Source organism: Scytonema sp. PCC 10023, from assembly GCF_963920835.1.
Taxonomy (GTDB): Bacteria; Cyanobacteriota; Cyanobacteriia; order Cyanobacteriales; family Nostocaceae; genus Kalymmatonema.
In genome coordinates this window covers 78,030-97,999 of record NZ_CAWUDP010000012.1, presented here as the reverse complement: position 1 = coordinate 97,999, position 19,970 = coordinate 78,030, and the positions used below count along the sequence as shown (strand labels likewise).

Annotated in this window: 8 protein-coding genes; all 8 read left to right on the top strand. The window is 40.2% G+C overall.

The genetic code is table 11. The features are described from left to right. Positions 1–89: 89 nt before the first annotated feature. The 8 genes from ACM0OZ_RS09995 (at position 90) to ACM0OZ_RS09960 (ending at position 19,956) form a co-directional block, all read left to right on the top strand. Positions 90–4,817 (top strand): SDR family NAD(P)-dependent oxidoreductase, encoded by a 4,728-nt coding sequence (locus ACM0OZ_RS09995; RefSeq protein WP_414582647.1) that lies wholly within the window; start codon positions 90–92, stop codon positions 4,815–4,817. Beyond that, entirely contained in the window at positions 4,810–9,504 is a 4,695-nt protein-coding gene (locus ACM0OZ_RS09990; protein WP_414582646.1) for a beta-ketoacyl synthase N-terminal-like domain-containing protein, read from the top strand. The genes ACM0OZ_RS09995 and ACM0OZ_RS09990 overlap by 8 nt, the downstream gene beginning before the upstream one ends. 193 nt (positions 9,505–9,697) lie before the next feature. Next, the gene (locus tag ACM0OZ_RS09985) at positions 9,698–10,462 is read left to right on the top strand and encodes a class I SAM-dependent methyltransferase (RefSeq protein ID WP_414582645.1); all 765 of its coding nucleotides are present in this window, start codon (positions 9,698–9,700) and stop codon (positions 10,460–10,462) included. Between the two features lie 229 nt (positions 10,463–10,691). After that, positions 10,692–14,789: a non-ribosomal peptide synthetase gene (locus ACM0OZ_RS09980; RefSeq protein ID WP_414582644.1), complete on the top strand. Its 4,098-nt coding sequence runs from the start codon at positions 10,692–10,694 to the stop codon at positions 14,787–14,789. A 19-nt stretch (positions 14,790–14,808) separates the two neighbouring features. Continuing rightward, positions 14,809–16,188 (top strand): cytochrome P450, encoded by a 1,380-nt coding sequence (locus ACM0OZ_RS09975; RefSeq protein ID WP_414582643.1) that lies wholly within the window; start codon positions 14,809–14,811, stop codon positions 16,186–16,188. 51 nt (positions 16,189–16,239) lie between these two features. Further along, on the top strand, positions 16,240–17,586 hold the full coding sequence (locus tag ACM0OZ_RS09970; RefSeq protein ID WP_414582642.1) for a cytochrome P450: 1,347 nt from the start codon (positions 16,240–16,242) through the stop codon (positions 17,584–17,586). A gap of 130 nt (positions 17,587–17,716) precedes the next feature. Further along, a complete protein-coding gene (locus ACM0OZ_RS09965; RefSeq protein WP_414582641.1) occupies positions 17,717–18,607 on the top strand; it encodes an SDR family NAD(P)-dependent oxidoreductase in 891 nt (296 codons plus the stop codon). 317 nt (positions 18,608–18,924) lie between these two features. Next, entirely contained in the window at positions 18,925–19,956 is a 1,032-nt protein-coding gene (locus tag ACM0OZ_RS09960) for a sucrase ferredoxin (protein ID WP_414582640.1), read from the top strand. Positions 19,957–19,970: the final 14 nt, after the last annotated feature.

The window sequence follows — 19,970 nt, the reverse complement described above, 5'->3', positions numbered from 1 at the left end:
ATTGCCCACCCTACGTGTCTTTCTAAGTATCTTTAAAAAATCAAATAGGAATCCTATATTCTAGAAAGCTGATAATAAAGTTTTGCCTTATGGACATAGCAAATAATTTGATTAATAGCTTAAATGAACAAGACGAAATTGCTATTATTGGTATGGCAGGTCGTTTTCCTGGAGCGAATAAAGTTGATATTTTTTGGCAAAATCTGCGGGATGGCGTAGAGTCAATTTCTTTTCTCACAGATGAGGAATTAGTATCTGCTGGGGTAAATCCAGCATTGCTGAATGATCCCAGTTATGTGAAAGCAAGCGGTGTATTAGAAGATATAGAGTTATTTGACGCTTCATTTTTTAGCTTTTCTCCCAGAGAAGCGGAAATTATAGACCCACAACACCGTCTTTTTATGGAATGTGTTTGGGAAGCACTAGAAAATGCTGGCTACAATTCTGAAACTTATAGCGGTCAAATTGGTATTTTTGCGGGTGTTGCTGCAAGTACTTATCTGCTTTCAAACTTATATACCAATCAGGATTTTCTGGACTCAGTAGACAAATACCAAATTTTTATTGGGAACGACAAGGATTTCTTACCCACGCAAGTTTCTTACAAATTAAACTTGAGAGGACCAAGTATTAATGTACAGACTGCCTGCTCCACATCATTAGTGAGTGTCCATTTAGCCTGCCAAAGTTTAATGAATGGTGAAAGCGATATTGCTTTAGCAGGCGGTGTTTCTGTTGCAGTGCCACAAAAAACTGGTTACCAGTATCAACAAGGAGGAATTCTTTCTCCTGATGGTCATTGTCGAGCTTTTGACGCTCAAGCAAAAGGAACTATTGGTGGTAATGGTTTAGGTGTAGTCGTCTTGAAAAGATTAGAGGATGCCATTGCTGATGGGGACACTATTCATGCAGTCATCAAAGGTTCTGCTGTTAATAACGATGGTTCTTTAAAGATTGGATACACAGCTCCCAGTGTTGATGGTCAAAGAGAGGTGATTTTAGAAGCGATCGCTTTAGCTGGAGTAGAACCTGAGACTATCACATATATAGAAGCACATGGTACAGGAACCGAATTAGGAGACCCAATAGAAATCAAGGCTCTCACACAAGCTTTTCGCGCTAGCACAAATAAAAAAAACTTTTGCGCTATTGGTTCAGTAAAAACCAATGTTGGGCATTTGAATACAGCAGCGGGTGTGACAGGATTAATTAAAACAGTCCTTGCATTAAAACATAAACAAATTCCTCCTAGTTTGCACTTTCAGGAGCCAAATCCACAAATAGATTTCGCCAATAGTCCTTTTTATGTAAATACCACAATATCAGAATGGAAAAGTAACGGGATGCCTAAGAGAGCAGGTGTCAGTTCTTTGGGGATTGGCGGGACTAACGCCCATGTTATCTTGGAAGAGGCTCCTGTTATTGAACCTTCTGGCACTTCCCGCCCCTGGCAATTGCTTCTACTGTCAGCCAAAACCAGCACAGCCCTAGAAACTGCAACAGCGCAACTGCACACTCACCTGCAGCAACATCCCGATATTCCCCTACCTGATGTCGCCCATACGCTACAAGTGGGTCGTTGCGCTTTTGACCACCGTCGCATGGTAGTTTGTCAAGACCAAGAGGATGCAGTCAAAGCACTGACTTCCCTAGACTCGCAACGTGTTTTGACTTACTACCACAAGCCAAGCCATTGTCCAGTCATCTTCATGTTTTCAGGACAAGGGGCGCAGTATGTAAACATGGGGCGGGAACTGTATGAAGTCGAACCAACATTTAAAAAACACGTAGATACTTGTGCCGAGATTTTACAACCTCACCTCGGTCTTGATATCCGCTCCTTACTTTATCCAGACTCTCAACACACCGAAGCTGCTACCCAAAAACTACAACAAACAGCCCTCACCCAGCCAGCATTATTTGTCATTGAGTACGCCCTAGCTCAGTTACTCATAGAATGGGGAGTATGTCCAGAAGCAATGATTGGTCATAGCATTGGGGAATATGTAGCAGCAACCATTGCAGGTGTGTTCTCCCTGGAAGATGCCCTATTGATTGTGGCAACAAGAGGACAACTGATGCAACAATTACCCCCAGGGAGTATGCTTGCAGTTCCACTTCCAGAAAAAGATGTGCAGTTGCTGTTGGATGCACAGACGTTATACAAAAATTATCTAGAAATAGGAGCAATTAACAGCCCATCTTCTTGCGTCGTGTCTGGTACAAACGAGGTGATCGCAGCACTACAAAACCAATTATCTTCACAAGGAATTGAATGTCGTCTGTTACACACATCCCATGCCTTTCATTCTGTGATGATGGAACCTATTTTGGAACGATTTGTGCAGGTTGTAAAAAAAGTTAAATTGAATCCACCGCGCATTCGCTTTATTTCCAATGTCACGGGAAGTTGGATTACAGATGAACAAGCGACAAACCCCAGCTACTGGAGTCAACATTTGCGTCAAACTGTGAGATTTTCAGATGGTATATCTCAACTCTTGAGGCAGTTTGAAGGTGTTTTTCTGGAGGTGGGACCCGGACGAACTTTAAGCACATTAACCACACAACATTTAGAGAAAAATGCTAAACAGCAAGTGTTGACTTCGTTACGCCATGTTAAAGAACAGCAATCAGATGTTGCTTGGTTGTTGCAAACATTAGGTCGATTGTGGCTTTCTGGTGTAGAAATAGATTGGTCAGGATTTTATACCCACGAGCAGCGTCATCGTCTACCTTTGCCTAGCTATCCCTTTGAGCGACAAAGATACTGGATTGAACCTCAAAAGCCAGGACAAGGACAAAATGGCGATTGCCCAAGGGGCAGTGGCAAAGCCAATCGCACTCCAGCATCATTGGTTAAAAAAACTGATATAGCTGACTGGTTTTATATTCCTTTTTGGAAGCCTTCTTTACCTCCAGTACAACTCGAACATCAAGAATTAGTCTCTCAAAAATCCAGCATTCTGGTGTTTGTTGATGATTATGGTTTAGGTGTCAATTTGGTAAGACGACTAGAAAAACAAAACCAGGATGTGACTACCGTAAAAGTTGGTGAAAAGTTTGCTGTACTAGACGATTATCAATATGCTATCAATCCTGAAAATAATCAGGATTACAATGCCTTAATTAAGGAGCTTATCACACAACAAAAGTTGCCAAAAACCATTGTTCATTTGTGGGGTGTCACACCTATCAGTGACAAAGACTTAGAACTTGAAGAAGTTGAGAAAACCCAAGCTACAGGGTTTTATAGTTTGCTATTTCTTGCCCAAACTTTGGGAAGACAGGAAACTGCTGATGATTTTCAAATCACAGTCATTTCTAACAATCTACAGTCAGTGACAGGAACGGAAGTGCTTTGTCCAGAAAAAGCCACTTTGCTCGGACCAATTAAAGTTATACCCCAAGAATATTCAAATATTAATTGTCGTAGTATTGATGTTATACTTCCCCCAAGCGGAAGTTGGCAAGAACAAAAACTTGTAGAAAAATTACTGGCAGAACTGACAATTTATGATTCTGAAAAGCTAATTGCTTATCGAGGCTTGAATCGCTGGGTACAGAGTTTTGAACCAGTGCGTTTTGATAAAGCTAAAACAGAAAAACCTCGACTCAGGGAAAGAGGAGTCTATTTAATTACAGGTGGACTCGGTGGTATCGGACTTGTTTTGGCAGAATACTTGGCTCGAACTGTGCAAGCAAAACTACTGTTGGTAGGACGTTCCGCTTTGCCAAAAAAAGACGAGTGGGAACAATGGCTCGCCACTCATGATGAGACTAATAGCACTAGCCGCAAAATTTGCAAAGTCCAAGAACTTGAACAGTTGGGTGCAGAAGTTTTGGTGGTCAGTGCTGATGTGAGCAACATCGAACAAATGCAAAATGTGATTGCTCAAGCTCAAGAAGAATTTGGTCACCTAAATGGTGTGATCCATGCTGCTGGAATTCTTGAAGGCAAGTCTTTTGGAACTATTGAAAAAATAAGTAAAACTGATTGTGAGCAGCAATTTCAATCAAAAATACATGGACTCTTAGTATTAGAAAAGGTTTTGCAAAACAAAAAGCTTGATTTTTGTTTATTGCTATCTTCTTTATCGTCTGTGTTAGGAGGATTAGGATTTGTTGCCTACTCAGCAGCCAATATATTTATGGATGCTTTTGTGCATCAACATAATCAGAGCCATCCTGTCTTATGGACAAGCGTAAGCTGGGATGGTTGGCAACTTGAAAAAGAAAATAAACAAAGTACATCTGTAGGCGCAAGTGTGGCTGAATTAGCTATTCAGCCGGAAGAAGGAGTAAAAGCTTTTCAAAGGATTTTAAATTCTAGTGAATTCAATCATGTAGTTGTCTCAACTGGGGAAATTCAAGCTAGAATTGACCAATGGATTAAGCTTGAATCCTTTCAACAAGAAGCAGAAAGTCAACAAGCAAAGTTATTACTACACTCCAGACCTGATTTACAAAATCCCTACGTTACTCCCAGAAACGAAATTGAGCAAAAGCTTGCTAATATCTGGCAAGAAATTCTTGGAATAAAAAATGTAGGTCTTTATGATAATTTTTTTGAATTAGGAGGAGATTCTCTACTAATCATTCAGATTCGCAGTAAAATTCTAAAAAGATTAAACAAAAATTTATCAATCGCTGACCTATTTGAATATTCAACCATAAGTACCTTGGCTGAATATATTGGTGGAAAGCAGATTGAAGAACCAATATTTCAACAAGCTGATGAACGTGCCAGCAGAAAAGAAGCGGCTATGCAGGAAAAACGACAATTAATGAAGCAAAGGAGGAAGGTAAATGGATAATCAACAAATCCACGATTCCATTAAAGGCATAGCCGTCATTGGTATGGTTGGTCGTTTCCCAGGAGCCAAAAGTGTTGATGAATTTTGGGCGAACTTGTGCAAGGGGCAAGAGTCAATTTCTTTCTTCAGTGATGAAGAATTAAAGGCTTCAGGCGTAGACTCAGACACGCTGAGTAATCCTCATTATGTAAAAGCTGGTGCTCGATTATCAGATATTGAAATCTTTGACGCTTCTTTCTTTGACTTTTCGCCAAGGGAAGCTGAAATCATAGATCCTCAACACCGCATTCTTCTTGAATGTGCTTGGGAAGCATTGGAAAATGCTGGTTATAACCCCAGTTCAGGCAAAGGTTTGACTGGTGTTTATGTGGGAACTAATATGAGTAACTACTTTCTGAGCAATCTAAGTTCCCACCCTGAACTCATCCAATCGATGGGTCTTGCAATTATATATAACAATAGTCAAGACTTTGCAGCCACACGAGTTTCGTATAAATTGAACCTGAAGGGGCCGAGCATTAACGTTCAGACTTCCTGCTCCACATCATTGGTAGCTGTTCACTCAGCCTGTCAAGGATTGCTAAATTACGAGTGCGATATGGCTTTGGCAGGTGGTATTTGCATAGAATCTCTGCAAAAGCAAGGCTATTTCTATCAAGAAGGGAGTATTACTTCTCCTGATGGTCATTGTCGCGCCTTTGATGCCAGTTCCCAAGGAACTATTTTCGGGGATGGAGTAGGTCTTGTCGTCCTCAAGAGATTAGAGGATGCCTTAGCAGATGGTGACTGCATTCATGCAGTGATTAAAGGTTCGGCTATCAATAACGATGGTGCGGCTAAGGTGGGTTATACGGCTCCTAGTGTGAGTGGTCAAGCTGAGGTGATTGCTGAGGCTCAGGCGATCGCCTCTGTTGCTCCTGAAACCATCACTTACATCGAAACTCACGGAACCGGTACAGCCTTAGGAGACCCGATTGAAATTAGTGCCCTGAAAAAGGTGTTTGCAGCCCGCACCACACAAAAGGGATTTTGTGCGATTGCATCAGTAAAAACCAATGTTGGGCATTTGAATACAGCAGCGGGTGTGACAGGATTAATTAAAACAGTCCTTGCACTCAAACATAAACAAATACCTCCCAGCTTACACTTTGAACATCCTAATCCTGAGATAGATTTCGCCAATAGTCCCTTTTACGTTAATACTAAATTATCGGAGTGGGAAAGCAACGGTACACCTAAGAGAGCAGGTGTAAGTTCTTTTGGCATTGGCGGGACTAACGCCCATGTCATCTTAGAAGAGACTCCAGTAGAGACGCGCCATGGCTCGCCTCTACACTCGCGTCCTTGGCAATTGTTGCTGCTTTCAGCCAAAACCAGCACAGCCCTAGAAACTGCAACAGCGCAACTACGGGCTCACCTCCAGCAAAATCCCGATATTCCCCTACCTGATGTCGCCCATACCCTACAAGTGGGTCGTTGCGCTTTTGACCATCGGCGCATGGTACTTTGCCAACACCAAGAGGATGCGGTGAAAGTATTAACTTCCCTTGACCCACAACGTGTTTTGACTTACCACCGCAAGCCAAGCCATTGTCCAGTCATCTTCATGTTTTCAGGACAAGGCTCACAATATGCAAACATGGGGCGGGAACTGTATGAAGTCGAACCAACATTTAAAAAACATGTAGATACTTGTGCTGACATTCTTCAGCCTCACCTCGGTCTTGATATCCGCTCCTTACTTTATCCCAGGGAACAACAAATTGAAACTGCGTCTTCCCAATTACAACAAACAGCCCTGACACAACCAGCGTTATTTGTCATCGAGTATGCCCTAGCTCAGTTATTGATAGAATGGGGAGTACATCCAGAAGCAATGATTGGTCATAGCATTGGGGAATATGTAGCAGCAACCATTGCAGGTGTATTTTCTCTAGAAGATGCCTTAGAAATTGTGGCAACAAGAGGACAACTGATGCAACAAGTACCCCAAGGAAGTATGCTTGCAGTTCCACTTCCAGAAAAAGATGTGCAGTTGCTGTTGGATGCACAGACGTTCCATGGAACGTCTCTACAAATAGCAGTCATTAACAGCCCATGTTCTTGCGTAGTGTCTGGTACAAACGAGGCGATCGCAGCACTACAAAACCAATTCTCTTCCCAAGGGATTGAATGTCGTCTGCTACATACATCCCATGCCTTTCATTCACAGATGATGTCACCTATCTTGGAACCATTTGTGCAGGCTGTGAAAAAAGTGAAGCTCAGACCACCGCGCCTACGCTTTATTTCCAATGTCACGGGAAGTTGGATTACAGATGAACAAGCGACAAATCCCAGCTACTGGAGTCAACATTTGCGTCAAACTGTGAGATTTTCAGATGGTATATCTCAACTCTTGAGGCAGTTTGAAGGTGTTTTTCTGGAGGTGGGACCCGGACGAACTTTAAGTACATTAACGACACAGCATTTAGAGAAAAATGCTAAACAACAGGTATTAACTTCGTTACGCCATGTTAAAGAACAACAATCAGATGTTGCTTGGTTGTTACAAACATTAGGTCGATTGTGGCTTTCTGGTGTTGAAATAGATTGGTCAGGATTTTATACGAAAGAGCGGCGTCATCGTCTACCTTTGCCTACCTATCCCTTTGAGCGACAAAGATACTGGATTGATGCTAAATCCTCATCACCTTCAAGTAGTCAGCCAGCAACATTAGATAATAAACAAGATATTGCTGACTGGTTCTATATTCCTTCATGGAAACGCTCTTTGCTGCCTCATTCATCTTTTTCTCAAATAGAATTGACACAGGAACCCTGGCTGGTTTTTGTTGATGAATTTGGAGTGGGTAAAAAATTAATTAATGCATTGAAAAATCAAGGTAAAAATGTCATTATAATTAAGCAGGGAGAGCGGTTTAGTCAACTCAGTGAGGGGATTTATACAATTAATCCATGGACACCGGAAGACTATGATGCCTTGTTCCAAGAACTTATGTCATCGGGTCAACATCTCCAAAACATTGCTTATTTATGGAGCGTAAATCATCTTGGAAATCGTCCACGAGAAAATTATTTAGAATTCAACAGTTTACTGTTTTTAACACAAAGCTTTAGTAAACTGACAACTAACCAAAATTTACAGATTTGGATTATATCTAATAATACTCAACAAGTCAATGGCAATGAAAAACTAGACCCAGAGAAAGCGGTAGTCTTAGGTTTATGTAAAGTCATTCCTCAAGAGTATCCTAATATTACCTGTCGGAGTGTTGATATTAATTTAACGAATCGTCAAGATGCTGAGGATACAAAGGGAGGAGAAGGAGAGGATTACAGTATCATAATTGACCAACTTTTGGATGAGCTCACCGCTGTATCTTCAGACTTGGTCCTTGCTTATCGCGATCGCTACCGTTGGGTACAAACATTTGAGCCACTTCCCTTAGAGTCAGTCGTTGAAGAAAAAACACCGTTGAGAAAACAGGGTGTTTATCTATTTCCTGGTGGATTAGAAAGTCTTGGAGTTGTACTTGCAGAATATTTAGCAAAAACTTTACAAGCAAAACTGATATTTATTGAAGATTCTGCTTTTCCTGAAAAAGATGACTATTCACAATGGCTTGAAACTCACACCCAAGAAGATGAAGTGAGCCGCAAAATCCAAAAACTGCAAGCATTGAGTGAGTTGGGTGCAGAAATTTTGGTGGTGCGTGCAGATACAACTAACTATGAACAAATGCACCAAAGCCTTGCACCTGAAAATATTGGTCAAATTCATGGGGTTATTTATTCCAGTGGGATAAAGCGTGAAAATATATTTAGTTCCATCCCAGAAATTGATAAAATAGAATTCGAGAATTTCTTGGAGTGGCAACGCTGTAAGATTACTGTATTAGAACAAGTCTTACACAAGAGAAAGTTAGATTTATGTGTCGTCTTTTCTTCTTTATCTTCCATTTTAGGAGGATTTGGCTTAGGCTTATATGCAGCAGCGAATCATTTCATAGATACCTTTACTAATCGGCACAACCAAACCTACTCTTTGCCGTGGTACACTATAAACTGGGATAAATTACAACTGAATGTAACCCAAGAACAAAAAACATTTGGGCAAACATCTGCACTGGAATTAGCCATTACTCCAAAAGAAGCTGTAGAAGTATTTAAACGGATATTCTCTTTAAAGTCAGGAACTCAGCTTATTGTTTCTACAGTAGACATCAATGCTAGAAAGAAGCATATATTTAACTTCGACTCTTTAGCTTCAAAATCTTCCAATCAATTAGATTCATCGTCACGCCACTCCAGACCTAATCTTAGTAATTCCTATGTTGCTCCGACAAATGAGTTAGAAAAACAAGTGACGGAAATATGGCAAGAGGTACTTGGAATTGCAGAAGTTGGTATTTACGACAACTTCTATGAGTTAGGAGGAGATTCCCTCATTGCAACTCAACTCGTTTCTCGATTGCGAGCAAAATTTCCTGTAGACCTACCACTGCGCGACCTTTTATTGCAAGCCATGATACCAGTTAAACAGGCAGAAATGATTGAGCAACTTATGTTGGAAAAAATTGAAGAATTATCTGAGGAAGAGGTGGAAGCTCTTTTAAAGAATCATGCAGATATTGGTGTGGAAACATTAGAAGCTAAGGAACATTTAAAATCAATATATCAGTGAAGCATTTCTGAATCAGTATTGTTTCTATAAACAACTTGTGAGGGAAAAAATGCAAGTAATTCAATGAGAGAAATATCAACAATTTGTTGTTGGGTTTGTATACCTTTTTAAAAGGTAGTAAAAAATAACATTCTTCTTAGCTTTCTAAATTACTTAATTTGAAACCTTTACTTAGGAGTAGGAAAACAAACTTATGTTTTTAGCCACTTATCCCCCAAATTATGAGTCTTTTGCTCGGATGCAAAACGAACTCAAGACTTCAGATCAAGTTACAGTAGAATTTATAATACCCGCTTTAGAGCAATTAATGTTACGACACATCTCTAAGGAAGCGCGTATTCTTGACCTTGGTTGTGGTACTGGGCAGTTAGTACAACAACTTCATATTAGAGGGTATCAGACGACAGGACTTGATGCCTCTAAAGAACTGTTAGAGTATGCCCGAAAAAACGCACCTGAGAGTGAATTTATCCTTAGTGATGTACGTGAGTTTGAGCTACCACCCATCTTTGATGGTGTTTTTTCAAAAGATGTTTTACTCTTTATCCTAAATATTGAAGAATTGACAGCCGTCTTCCAAAACGTCTACGCAGCAATGCGAGATAATGGACTCTTCGTGTTCACAATACCACTAACAGATTGGTTACACGAAATTGCTCCACCAATTTTCGACCATGTTAATGTTAATGACAAATGTGCCTTGATTGAAATCTTCTACTATAAACCAGAAGAAATGATGTGGGAAATTAAAGTCACCGGATTTGAATTAATAGAAAATATTTGGAAGCGTTCAGATACTACTTGGCTAAGAAGAGATTTCTTTTTAACAGAAGTGCAGTCGGGTTTAGAGAAAGTCGGCTTTACAGACATTAGTCACTATAATCTCAAAGATTTTGGAGCTGACGAAAGTGCAGGTATGGCTTGCTTTGTTTGTCGAAAACCATCCCTGACACAATAGTATAATTGCAGAGTTAGTAGCTCAATCAAAATTGATGGTCTTTTATGATTGAGCTTGTCGCTTAATAAGTTTTTGTCAAATATTAGGGGTGTAAGGGGGTAAGGGGATAGGGGATGTAATTAGTGCTTGCTCGTACCACCACTAATACTAGACCACCAAATCGTAGATTTGCGAATGTCGGATGTAGCTAAAAAACTAGAAAATAGTAACTATTAATATTTTATTAGAAATGGATAAACAATACTCTAATTTATCACCTGCGAAAAAAGCACTTCTAGAAAAATGGAAGGGAGGAAAGTTTCAAGCTGACACTATTCCTAAGCGTCAAGTCTCGAGGAATATTCCCTTATCTTTTTCACAACAGAGGCTGTGGTTTATTGATCAGCTTTACCACGGGAGTTCCTTTTACAATATTCCAATTGCTTTTCATATAAAAGGACAGCTTAATATTATAGCTATTCAGCAAAGTCTGAATGAAATTCTCAAGCGACACGAAGTTTGGCGCACAAGTTTTAAGCTTGTAAATGGAGAGCCAGTACAGGATATTGCACCCCAAGTTACTTGGAATTTACCCATTATTAATCTTGAGCATTTGTCTGGTAAAGATTGGGAATCTGAGGTTAAACAACTTGTAGCGGAGGAAGCAAAAAAACCCTTTAATTTAGCTAAAGGACTTTTAGTCAGAGCAACTTTACTGCGCTTGAGTCAAGAAGAACACGTTTTGCTTGTCACCATGCACCACATTATCACGGATGGATGGTCTTGTGGTGTGTTCTTGCGGGAGTTGTCAACGCTGTATGCTGCTTTCTCTACAAATCAACCTTCTGGCTTACCAGAACTGCCCATTCAGTATGCAGATTTTGCAGTTTGGCAACGCGATCGCATCCAAGGTGAGTTCCTAGCAACCCAATTAAATTATTGGAAGCAACAACTCAAGGGTGAGCTACCTGTACTACAATTACCTACAGACCGTCCCCGACCTGCGATCGCTACTTTCACTGGTGCCAAGCAATACTTTACATTCTCAAAAGCCCTGACTGATGCACTCAGACAATTAAGCCAGCGAGAAGACACTACTCTATTTATGAGTTTGCTGGCAGCATTTAACATATTACTGTATCGATACACAGACCAAGAAGACATTTTAATTGGTTCTCCAATTGCAAACCGAAACCGAGCCGAATTAGAAGGGATGCTGGGTTTGTTTGTTAACACTTTGGTGTTACGCAATAACCTTAGTGGTAATCCCAGCTTCCGCGAACTTCTACATCGAGTACGTGAGGTAACTCTCGATGCTTATGCACATCAAGATTTACCTTTCGAGATGCTTGTAGAAGAATTGCAGCCGGAACGAGACTTAAGTCGAAACCCACTTTATGAAGTCATGTTTGCCCTGCAAAACAGCCCAGTGTCTGTGCAGGAAGTTTCTGGTTTAACTTTGCGTACTTTGGAGTTTGATAGCGGTACAGCTCAACTAGATATTTTCTTGTCGATGTCTGAATCGCAAGAGGGATTAACAGGGTGTTTGGAGTACAGCACAGATATTTTTGATTCAACAACGATTACCCAATTTATTAACAAGTTCCAGACTTTGTTGGAAAATATCGTTGCTAATCCAGAGCAGCGTATCTGTGAATTGTCACTTTTAACTGCTTCTGAACAAGAACAACTCATATTTAAGTTGAATCAAACTCTTGCAGATTATCCTCAAGATGCATCTCTGCATCAATTATTTGAGCAACAGGTTCAACTCACACCTGATTTAAACGCATTAATTCATCAGTCTGAAGAACTGACTTATCGTCAACTTAATCACAGAGTTAATCAGCTTGCACATTATTTACAAAAACAGGGTGTAACAAAAGAAACCGTGGTTGCTATATGTCTGGAACGATCCGTAGACATGGTGGTGGGAATTTTAGCTGTCCTCAAAGCTGACGGAGCCTATATTCCTCTTGACCCAAGTTATCCAGTTGAGCGTCTGAGCTTTATGCTCTCTGATTCTCAAGCATCGCTGTTAATTACCAAGCAAGAAATATTAGAAAAGCTATCATTATCTTCGGCTAAAACCGTTTGCTTAGATATCCACAAAGACAATATTGCTCAAGAAAGTCAAGAAAACCCCATTAGCACGTCAAAAGCTGATAATCTTGCCTATATTATCTACACTTCTGGCTCAACTGGAACTCCTAAAGGCGTTCTTGGCACTCATCGCGGTACAGTCAATGGCTTACACTGGTTATGGAAAACCTATCCTTTCACCCAAGGAGAAGTTTGTTGTCAGAAAACAGCTATTAGCTTTGTAGATTCTGTTTGGGAAATTTTTGCTCCTTTACTTGGGGGAATTCCTACTGTAATTATTAATAATGCAACTCTACTAGACCCGCAGTTATTTATAGAAGCTTTGGCGCATCACAAAGTAACCCGTATTATACTTGTACCCTCACTACTACGCCTACTTCTAGATAATTACAGTCATCTGACTAAGAAACTAACGCAGCTAAAACTTTGGATAACTAGCGGAGAAGCACTGTCTGTTAAGTTAGCTCAAACTTTCCGAGAATTGATACCCTCAGCAAAACTCATCAACCTTTACGGCTCATCGGAAGTTTCCGCCAACGCCACTTACTACGACACCAGTTTATTACAAAACCAAGCAAACAGTGTTCCCATCGGTCGTCCTATTAACAATACTCAGGTTTATGTATTGAACCGCCATTTACAACTAACGCCTGTAGGAGTTATCGGTGAACTTTATGTTGGTGGTGATGGATTGGCAAGAGGTTATTTACGTCGTCCTGAATTGACTCAAGAAAAATTTATTGATAACCCCTTTATTCCAGGAACTAAACTTTACAAAACAGGTGACTTAGTACGTTATCTCAATGATGGTAATCTTGAGTATTTAGGTCGCCGTGATGACCAAGTCAAAATTCGTGGCTTCCGAGTGGAATTGGGTGAAATTGCAACTGCGATCGCACAACATCCAGATGTGCAAGAATCTGTTGTCATTGTCAGCGACGATGCTCAAAAAAATCAGCGTTTGGTTGCCTATGTCGTCACAGAGAAACAGGACATAGCTGCACAACTGTTGCCCTATTTGCAACAAAAACTGCCTAATTATATGCTACCATCTGCCTTTGTGGTATTGGATGAACTCCCAATAACACCTAATGGCAAAGTAGACAAGCGTGCCCTTCCAACTGATGAAGTTATTCGCTCAAATACGACTCAATCCTTCGTCGCTCCTCGTAACTTTACAGAATTATCATTAGTAAAACTTTGGGAAAATCTGCTGAATACTAGCCCTATAGGGGTAACAGATAACTTCTTTGACTTGGGTGGACACTCATTTTTAGCTGTACGTTTAATGGCTCAACTTCAAGACCGATTTGGGCATAACCTTACCCTATCTACTCTTTTTGAAAATCCAACAATTGAAAAACTAGCGACCATTGTCAGTCAGCCATCCCGCACAAGTTCTAATTCTCCTCTAGTCGCAATTAACTCTTCTGGTTCCAAAATACCTTTCTTCTGTATGCATGGCGCTGGTGGAAATATTAGCCCATACTTTAATTTGTCCAAGAGACTTGGTGAAGATTATCCACTTTATGCTTTGGAACATACCCTAGACCAAGAGAAGCCTGAAACGTTATCAGTAGAGGAGACAGCTAACCGCTACCTGCAAGAAATTCGTAAAGTACAACCAAATGGTCCTTATCTTTTAGGAGGACATTGCTACGGCGGTGTACTAGCCTTTGAAATGGCGCAACAATTACAAAGGCAGGGGCAAAAAGTAGGTTTATTGGTTGTCATCGATGCCATATTATCAGAAACATATATTGAACCTACAGATTCTGACGATGCAAAATTTTTACTTCGTATAGCTGAATCAATGAAAACCGATAATAATATAGACTTGTCACTACCTTTTGAGGAACTTCGAGATTTGCCATTAAATGAGCAACTTAATTTGATTAATAAAAAAGCAAACTTCATCTTTAGCGATGCAGAAATTAAAGATTTTCTTCGTTATTACAAACGTTTCAAAGTTCATGTCCAAGCCATGCGAAATTATGTTCCAGAGGTTTATCCTGACTCAATGACTCTGTTCCGAGCTAACGAGGAGATTATTCATGACTTTGAAAGCCCGGAATTTCATACTGATGACCTCTTGCTAGGTTGGGGTAAATATTTTAGTCAACCGATTCAAGTCATTGAAATTCCAGGGGATCATTTCTCAATTTTCGTTGAACCGAATATTCAGGAATTAGCTAGGCATTTGAGAATTTGTATCGATAATGCGGTGTGCGATGTAAATAAATAATGGGAGTAAATAAAGACTCATGAAACTACCCCCAGGACCGAAAACACCCTCATGGCTACTAAATCTGCAATTTGAGGCTGATCCCTTTGGCTATATGGATGGTATTTCCAAACGTTATGGTGATATTGTTACTGTAATGTTGAATTCTACACCAGTAGTTTATGTCAGTAATCCTTTAGGAATAAAGGAAATTTTCACAAATACAAAGGAAATTGCAGCTAGGGGTGAGTTAAACCAAGATTTCGCTTTGATGACAGGAAATCAAGGAGTTCTTCAACTTAATGGCTTAGTTCACAAAAATCGACGTAAGCTTTTAATGCAAGGTTTTCATGGAGCGCGCATGCAAGCCTGTGGACGACGTATCTGCGAACTCACAGAAAAAATCATGAGTCAACAGGTGGTTGGAAAATCTTTTGTTGCATACCCTACCATTGAAGATATCACCTTGCGAGTGGGTGTAGAGGTCGTCTTAGGCTTACATGAAGGAGAGCTTTATAATAAAATCAAGCATCTATTTGCTTCTATAATCAAATATCCTCAATCTCCTCTATTTCAACTCGTCACAAAACTTCCCTTTGGACAACGGGATTTAGGTCGATGGAGTCCAAGAGGATATATGCTTCACCTCCGGCGAGAACTTTTTCAATTGCTGTACACTGAAGTTCAAGAACGTCGCAAGCAAGCAGGTTCCTCACACACAGACATCCTCTGCGACCTTATATTTGCTCATGATGAAACAGGTGAACCATTAAGCGATGAAGAAGTGCGCGACCTCCTATTATCGCCCATATTCGCAGCTCAAGATGCTTCAGGAACTGCTCTAGCCTGGTCATTATACTGGATTCACCGTTTGCCTGCTGTGCGATCGCGACTGCTTGAGGAACTCGATAGCCTTGGTGAAAACCCAGACCCTATGAGTATTGTCGCACTACCCTACCTAAGCGCTGTTTGTAACGAAGCTTTGCGAATTTACCCAACTCAGTTGTTTACATTTCCTAGGTTGGTAGAATCGACCGTTGAGGTGATGGGCTACGAGTTGAGTCCGGGTACAGTACTCATTGGCAATATTTATTCTACGCACCAGCGTGAAGATTTATACCCACACCCCAAAGAATTTAATCCAGAACGCTTTTTAGAAAAACAATTCTCTCCCTACGAATTTTTCCCCTTTGGCGGCGGTTCTCGTGTGTGTATTGGCGGAGCTTTTGCCTTATTTGAAATGAAGCTTGTATTAGCAACTATTCTTTCACGTTATCAATTAGAACTAGTCAGTCAGCGCCCTGAACGTCCCAAGTTTGGAGGTCTGATTTGTTACCCAGCAAGTGGTGTAAAGATGATGATGCATAGTCGGCGTCAGCATCAAGGACAATCGCAGCCATTGGTTGTGGGTTCAATTTAATCTCTAGAATTTTTTTCATTGCTTTCTGTTGATACTGGAGTAGTAATATCTATGACGCTACCCCCAAAAGTGAAAACACCCACTTGGCTGCTAAAGCTGCAGCTTAAGAATGATCCGCTTGCCTGTATGGATGCTATTTACAAACGCTACGGTGACATTGTAACTGTAATGTCTGGTTCTACACCAGTTGTTTACGTCAGCAACCCTTCAGGAATAAAGCAGATTTTCAGTAATACCAAAGAAATTACAGATTCTGGTATATTTTTCCGAGATTCGACCTTGACAGTAGGACAGCAAGGAATCCTTCAAATTGATGGCTTGGTTCACAAACATCGTCGTCCCCTTTTAATGAAGGCGTACCACGGAGAGCGGATGAACGCAAGTGGGCAACTTATTTGCAAACTAACGGAAAAAATTATTAGTCAACAAGCTATTGGAAAAACTTTCACTGCCTATGAAATTGTATTAAAAATTATCTTGCAGGTAGCGATAGAGGTTGTGATAGGCTTACGAGAAGGAGAGCGTTATGAAAAAATCAAGCGTCTATTTACCTCTTTGATTAAATATGAAGAATCTCCCCTGTTTGATCTTCTTGTTAAAGAATTTTCTTTTGCACAACTAGATTTAGGTCGATGGAGTTCGCAGGGATACCGTAATTACCTTTATAAAGAAATATTTCATTTTTTGTACAATGAAGTCCAAGAACGCCGGAAGCAAGCAGATTTTTCACGCACTGATATGCTCTCTGATCTTATATTTGCTTGTGATGAAACAGGTAAACCATTAAACGATGAAGAGGTACGTGACCTGCTATTTTTGCCTATATTTGCAAGTAGGGATGGTGCAGCACATTCGCTTACTTGGTGTTTATATTGGATTCACCGTTTAAGAGATATTCGCGAGCGACTCCTTGAAGAACTTGACAGTCTTGGTAAAAATCCAGACCCTATGAATATTGTCGCATTACCTTACCTTAGTGCTGTTTGTAACGAATCTTTACGAATTCATTCAAGTCCAATGTTTATGTTATCGAGATTAGTAGAGTCTCCGGTAGAGATGATGGGCTATGAGTTAATTCCGGGTACAGTACTCATTGGTAATATTTATTCAACACATCAACGTGAAGATTTATATCCAGAGCCAAAACAATTTAAGCCAGAGCGCTTTCTAGAAAAAAAATTCTCCCCTTATGAATTTCTACCCTTCGGTGGCGGTGCTCGTAATTGCATTGCAGCACCTTTTGCTATATTTCAAATGAAGCTTGTGTTAGCAACAATTCTTTCAAACTATAAATTAGCGCTGGTTAACAAACGACCAGAACGACAAAAGCGTTTTGATGACCAGTGTCACCCAAAGAGCGGTGTAAAGATGGTTACCTATGGTCGGCGTCAACATTAAGGGCAGTGGTAGTCAGTTATTTCTTGCTTGTTTTAGCCATTAGATTTAGTTTTTCGTTCAGTTGATACACCATATTTCTCAATTTACCCTTTTCGATATAAAAACATATTTCATTATGGAGGAAGTAGGTATGACTAAGAGTAATAAAGGCGCTGTCGTCATTACAGGAACATCCACAGGTCTCGGTCGAGCAACCGCGCTTTCACTTGACAAGCAAGGGTATCGCGTTTTTGCCGGAGTCCGCACAGAGAAAGACGCTGAGTCGCTAAAGCAGTCTGCATCTGGTGATTTAACACCCATTATCATGGACATTACAAAAGCGGAACAAATTAAATCTGCTTCGGAATTTGTTTCACTAGCGATTGGTGATGAAGGATTATTCGCATTAATTAATAATGCATATGCCGGGGTAGATGGACCATTAGAATGTATTCCGATAGATGATATCAGATGGAATTTTGAAGTAAATGTTATCGCTCAAATTGCTGTCACACAAGCATTCATACCAATGCTACGAAAAGCCAAAGGTCGAATTATCAATATCAGTGCGATTTGCGGTAGATTAGCTCTACCGTATAGAGGACTCTTATCTGCTTCAAAATTTGCGCTTGAGGCAATTACAGATTCTTTACGTATGGAATTACGTTCTAGTGGAATTGAGGTTCTTTCTATCTTACCAGCGGGAATAGTGACCCCAGAACAGGCTGACAAAGTAGAAATAGGCTACCAGAAAACATTAGCCAATATGTCACCCGAAGCGAAAGCTATATATGGCAAGAATTACAAAATATATATGCAAGCATCTGTAGAGGGAAATCGCAGCAAAGGTTTATCACCTGAAAAAGTGACAAATGTGATTTTGGAGGCTTTGGAAGCTCGCAAACCTAAAAGACAATATTTTGTCACACAATCATCATGGCAACTGAGGCTTTTTGCTCTATGTAAAAGGTTGCTTCCTTATCAGTATTTTTACGATCATTTTTATTTTGGTGAAATGCGAAAAGGAATGGGATTGGATTAATAATTTATCGTCCTTTAGTCATGATGTTCAAAAAGCTATAATTTTGGCAAAAGTTTAGAAAAATAATTGATAAAGCCTTGCTCCTTTATTCTCTAACATTAGCTTAAAATTATAGCCATCAAATATATAGTAGGTATTCTACTAAGGAAATTATGATGAGTTTGTAGTAAACACTAAAGTACTCTGGAAAGAGATAATTTTTTTGCTACAAACTATAAAAATTTTCTTGTAAAATTAATTGATTTCGTAAGCTTTTCAGCCATTATTTACACCCATACTGATAAAAGAATAATTAGTATGTAGCAGAGATAGTAAATATGCAAACTCAACATACTCACGAACTCCTCACAACAGACTGTCATTTTTGCTCATTGGTTTCTAAAGCTAATGGAGAAGACCCAATTGGTACAGCAGGTACTTACGACCATTGGTTAATTATGGAAATTCCACAACCATGGCCGCAAGAAATCTTTCAGGAAAACCCAACTATCAAATCATTGATGGGTTTATTCCAAGAGTTAATTTTTAAGCACGGGGTCAAGTTGAAACCGATGCTAATTGCTCCCGACCGAGAGTACTCTCATCCTGGCTCAACCCGTTTGTTGTACTACTATCGCCCTGCAAATTTGTTTTCTCAGTTTGAGAAACAGGAGTTTGTTGTTCCAGAAAACGAAGCCGCTGCTCTGGTGACAGCAATATTCAAGCAGTTAATGCAACAACCCAACGATTTATCGAAATTTCAACAGTATCAGCAACAAACCAGTCATATCCGCGAACTTATGGTTTGCACCCATGCTCAAGTTGACCTTGCCTGTGGTAGATTTGGAACTCCCCTATATCGTCGGTTACGCAAAGAATATGCGCCTGCTTCCAATGGAAAGTTAAGAGTGTGGCAAACAACTCACTTTGGCGGACATCAGTTTGCCCCCACTCTCACTGACTTACCCCAAGGATGTTTATGGGGACATTTAGAGCCAGATGTATTGGATTTACTGGTAAACAGAAATGGTTCAATCTCTGGTTTGCGTCAATTTTACCGAGGATGGGCGGGTTTAACCAAGTTTGAGCAAATTGTTGAGCGCGAAATTTGGATGCAGGTGGGCTGGACTTGGCTTGATTATTTGAAAGCTGGGGAAGTTTTGGCACAACAGAAAGTTAGTGAAGAAGATGATGCTAATTGGGCGGAAGTACGTATTGATTATACTGTTCCAGATGGCAGTGTATCAGGTGCCTATGAAGCCAGAGTAGAAGTCTGTGGTGAAGTCATGAGTGCATTGAACTCAGCAAAAGAGATGGAGTTAGAAGCAGTAAAGCAGTATCACGTTAGCCGTTTAGTTAAGGTTGAGTAAACAGTAACGATCCG

Bases quoted from the DNA above. Each gene is read 5' to 3' on its own strand.
- ACM0OZ_RS09995 (WP_414582647.1), top strand. From the start codon at position 90: ATGGACATAGCAAATAATTTGATTAATAGCTTAAATGAACAAGACGAA.
- ACM0OZ_RS09990 (WP_414582646.1), top strand. From the start codon at position 4,810: ATGGATAATCAACAAATCCACGATTCCATTAAAGGCATAGCCGTCATT.
- ACM0OZ_RS09985 (WP_414582645.1), top strand. From the start codon at position 9,698: ATGTTTTTAGCCACTTATCCCCCAAATTATGAGTCTTTTGCTCGGATG.
- ACM0OZ_RS09980 (WP_414582644.1), top strand. From the start codon at position 10,692: ATGGATAAACAATACTCTAATTTATCACCTGCGAAAAAAGCACTTCTA.
- ACM0OZ_RS09975 (WP_414582643.1), top strand. From the start codon at position 14,809: ATGAAACTACCCCCAGGACCGAAAACACCCTCATGGCTACTAAATCTG.
- ACM0OZ_RS09970 (WP_414582642.1), top strand. From the start codon at position 16,240: ATGACGCTACCCCCAAAAGTGAAAACACCCACTTGGCTGCTAAAGCTG.
- ACM0OZ_RS09965 (WP_414582641.1), top strand. From the start codon at position 17,717: ATGACTAAGAGTAATAAAGGCGCTGTCGTCATTACAGGAACATCCACA.
- ACM0OZ_RS09960 (WP_414582640.1), top strand. From the start codon at position 18,925: ATGCAAACTCAACATACTCACGAACTCCTCACAACAGACTGTCATTTT.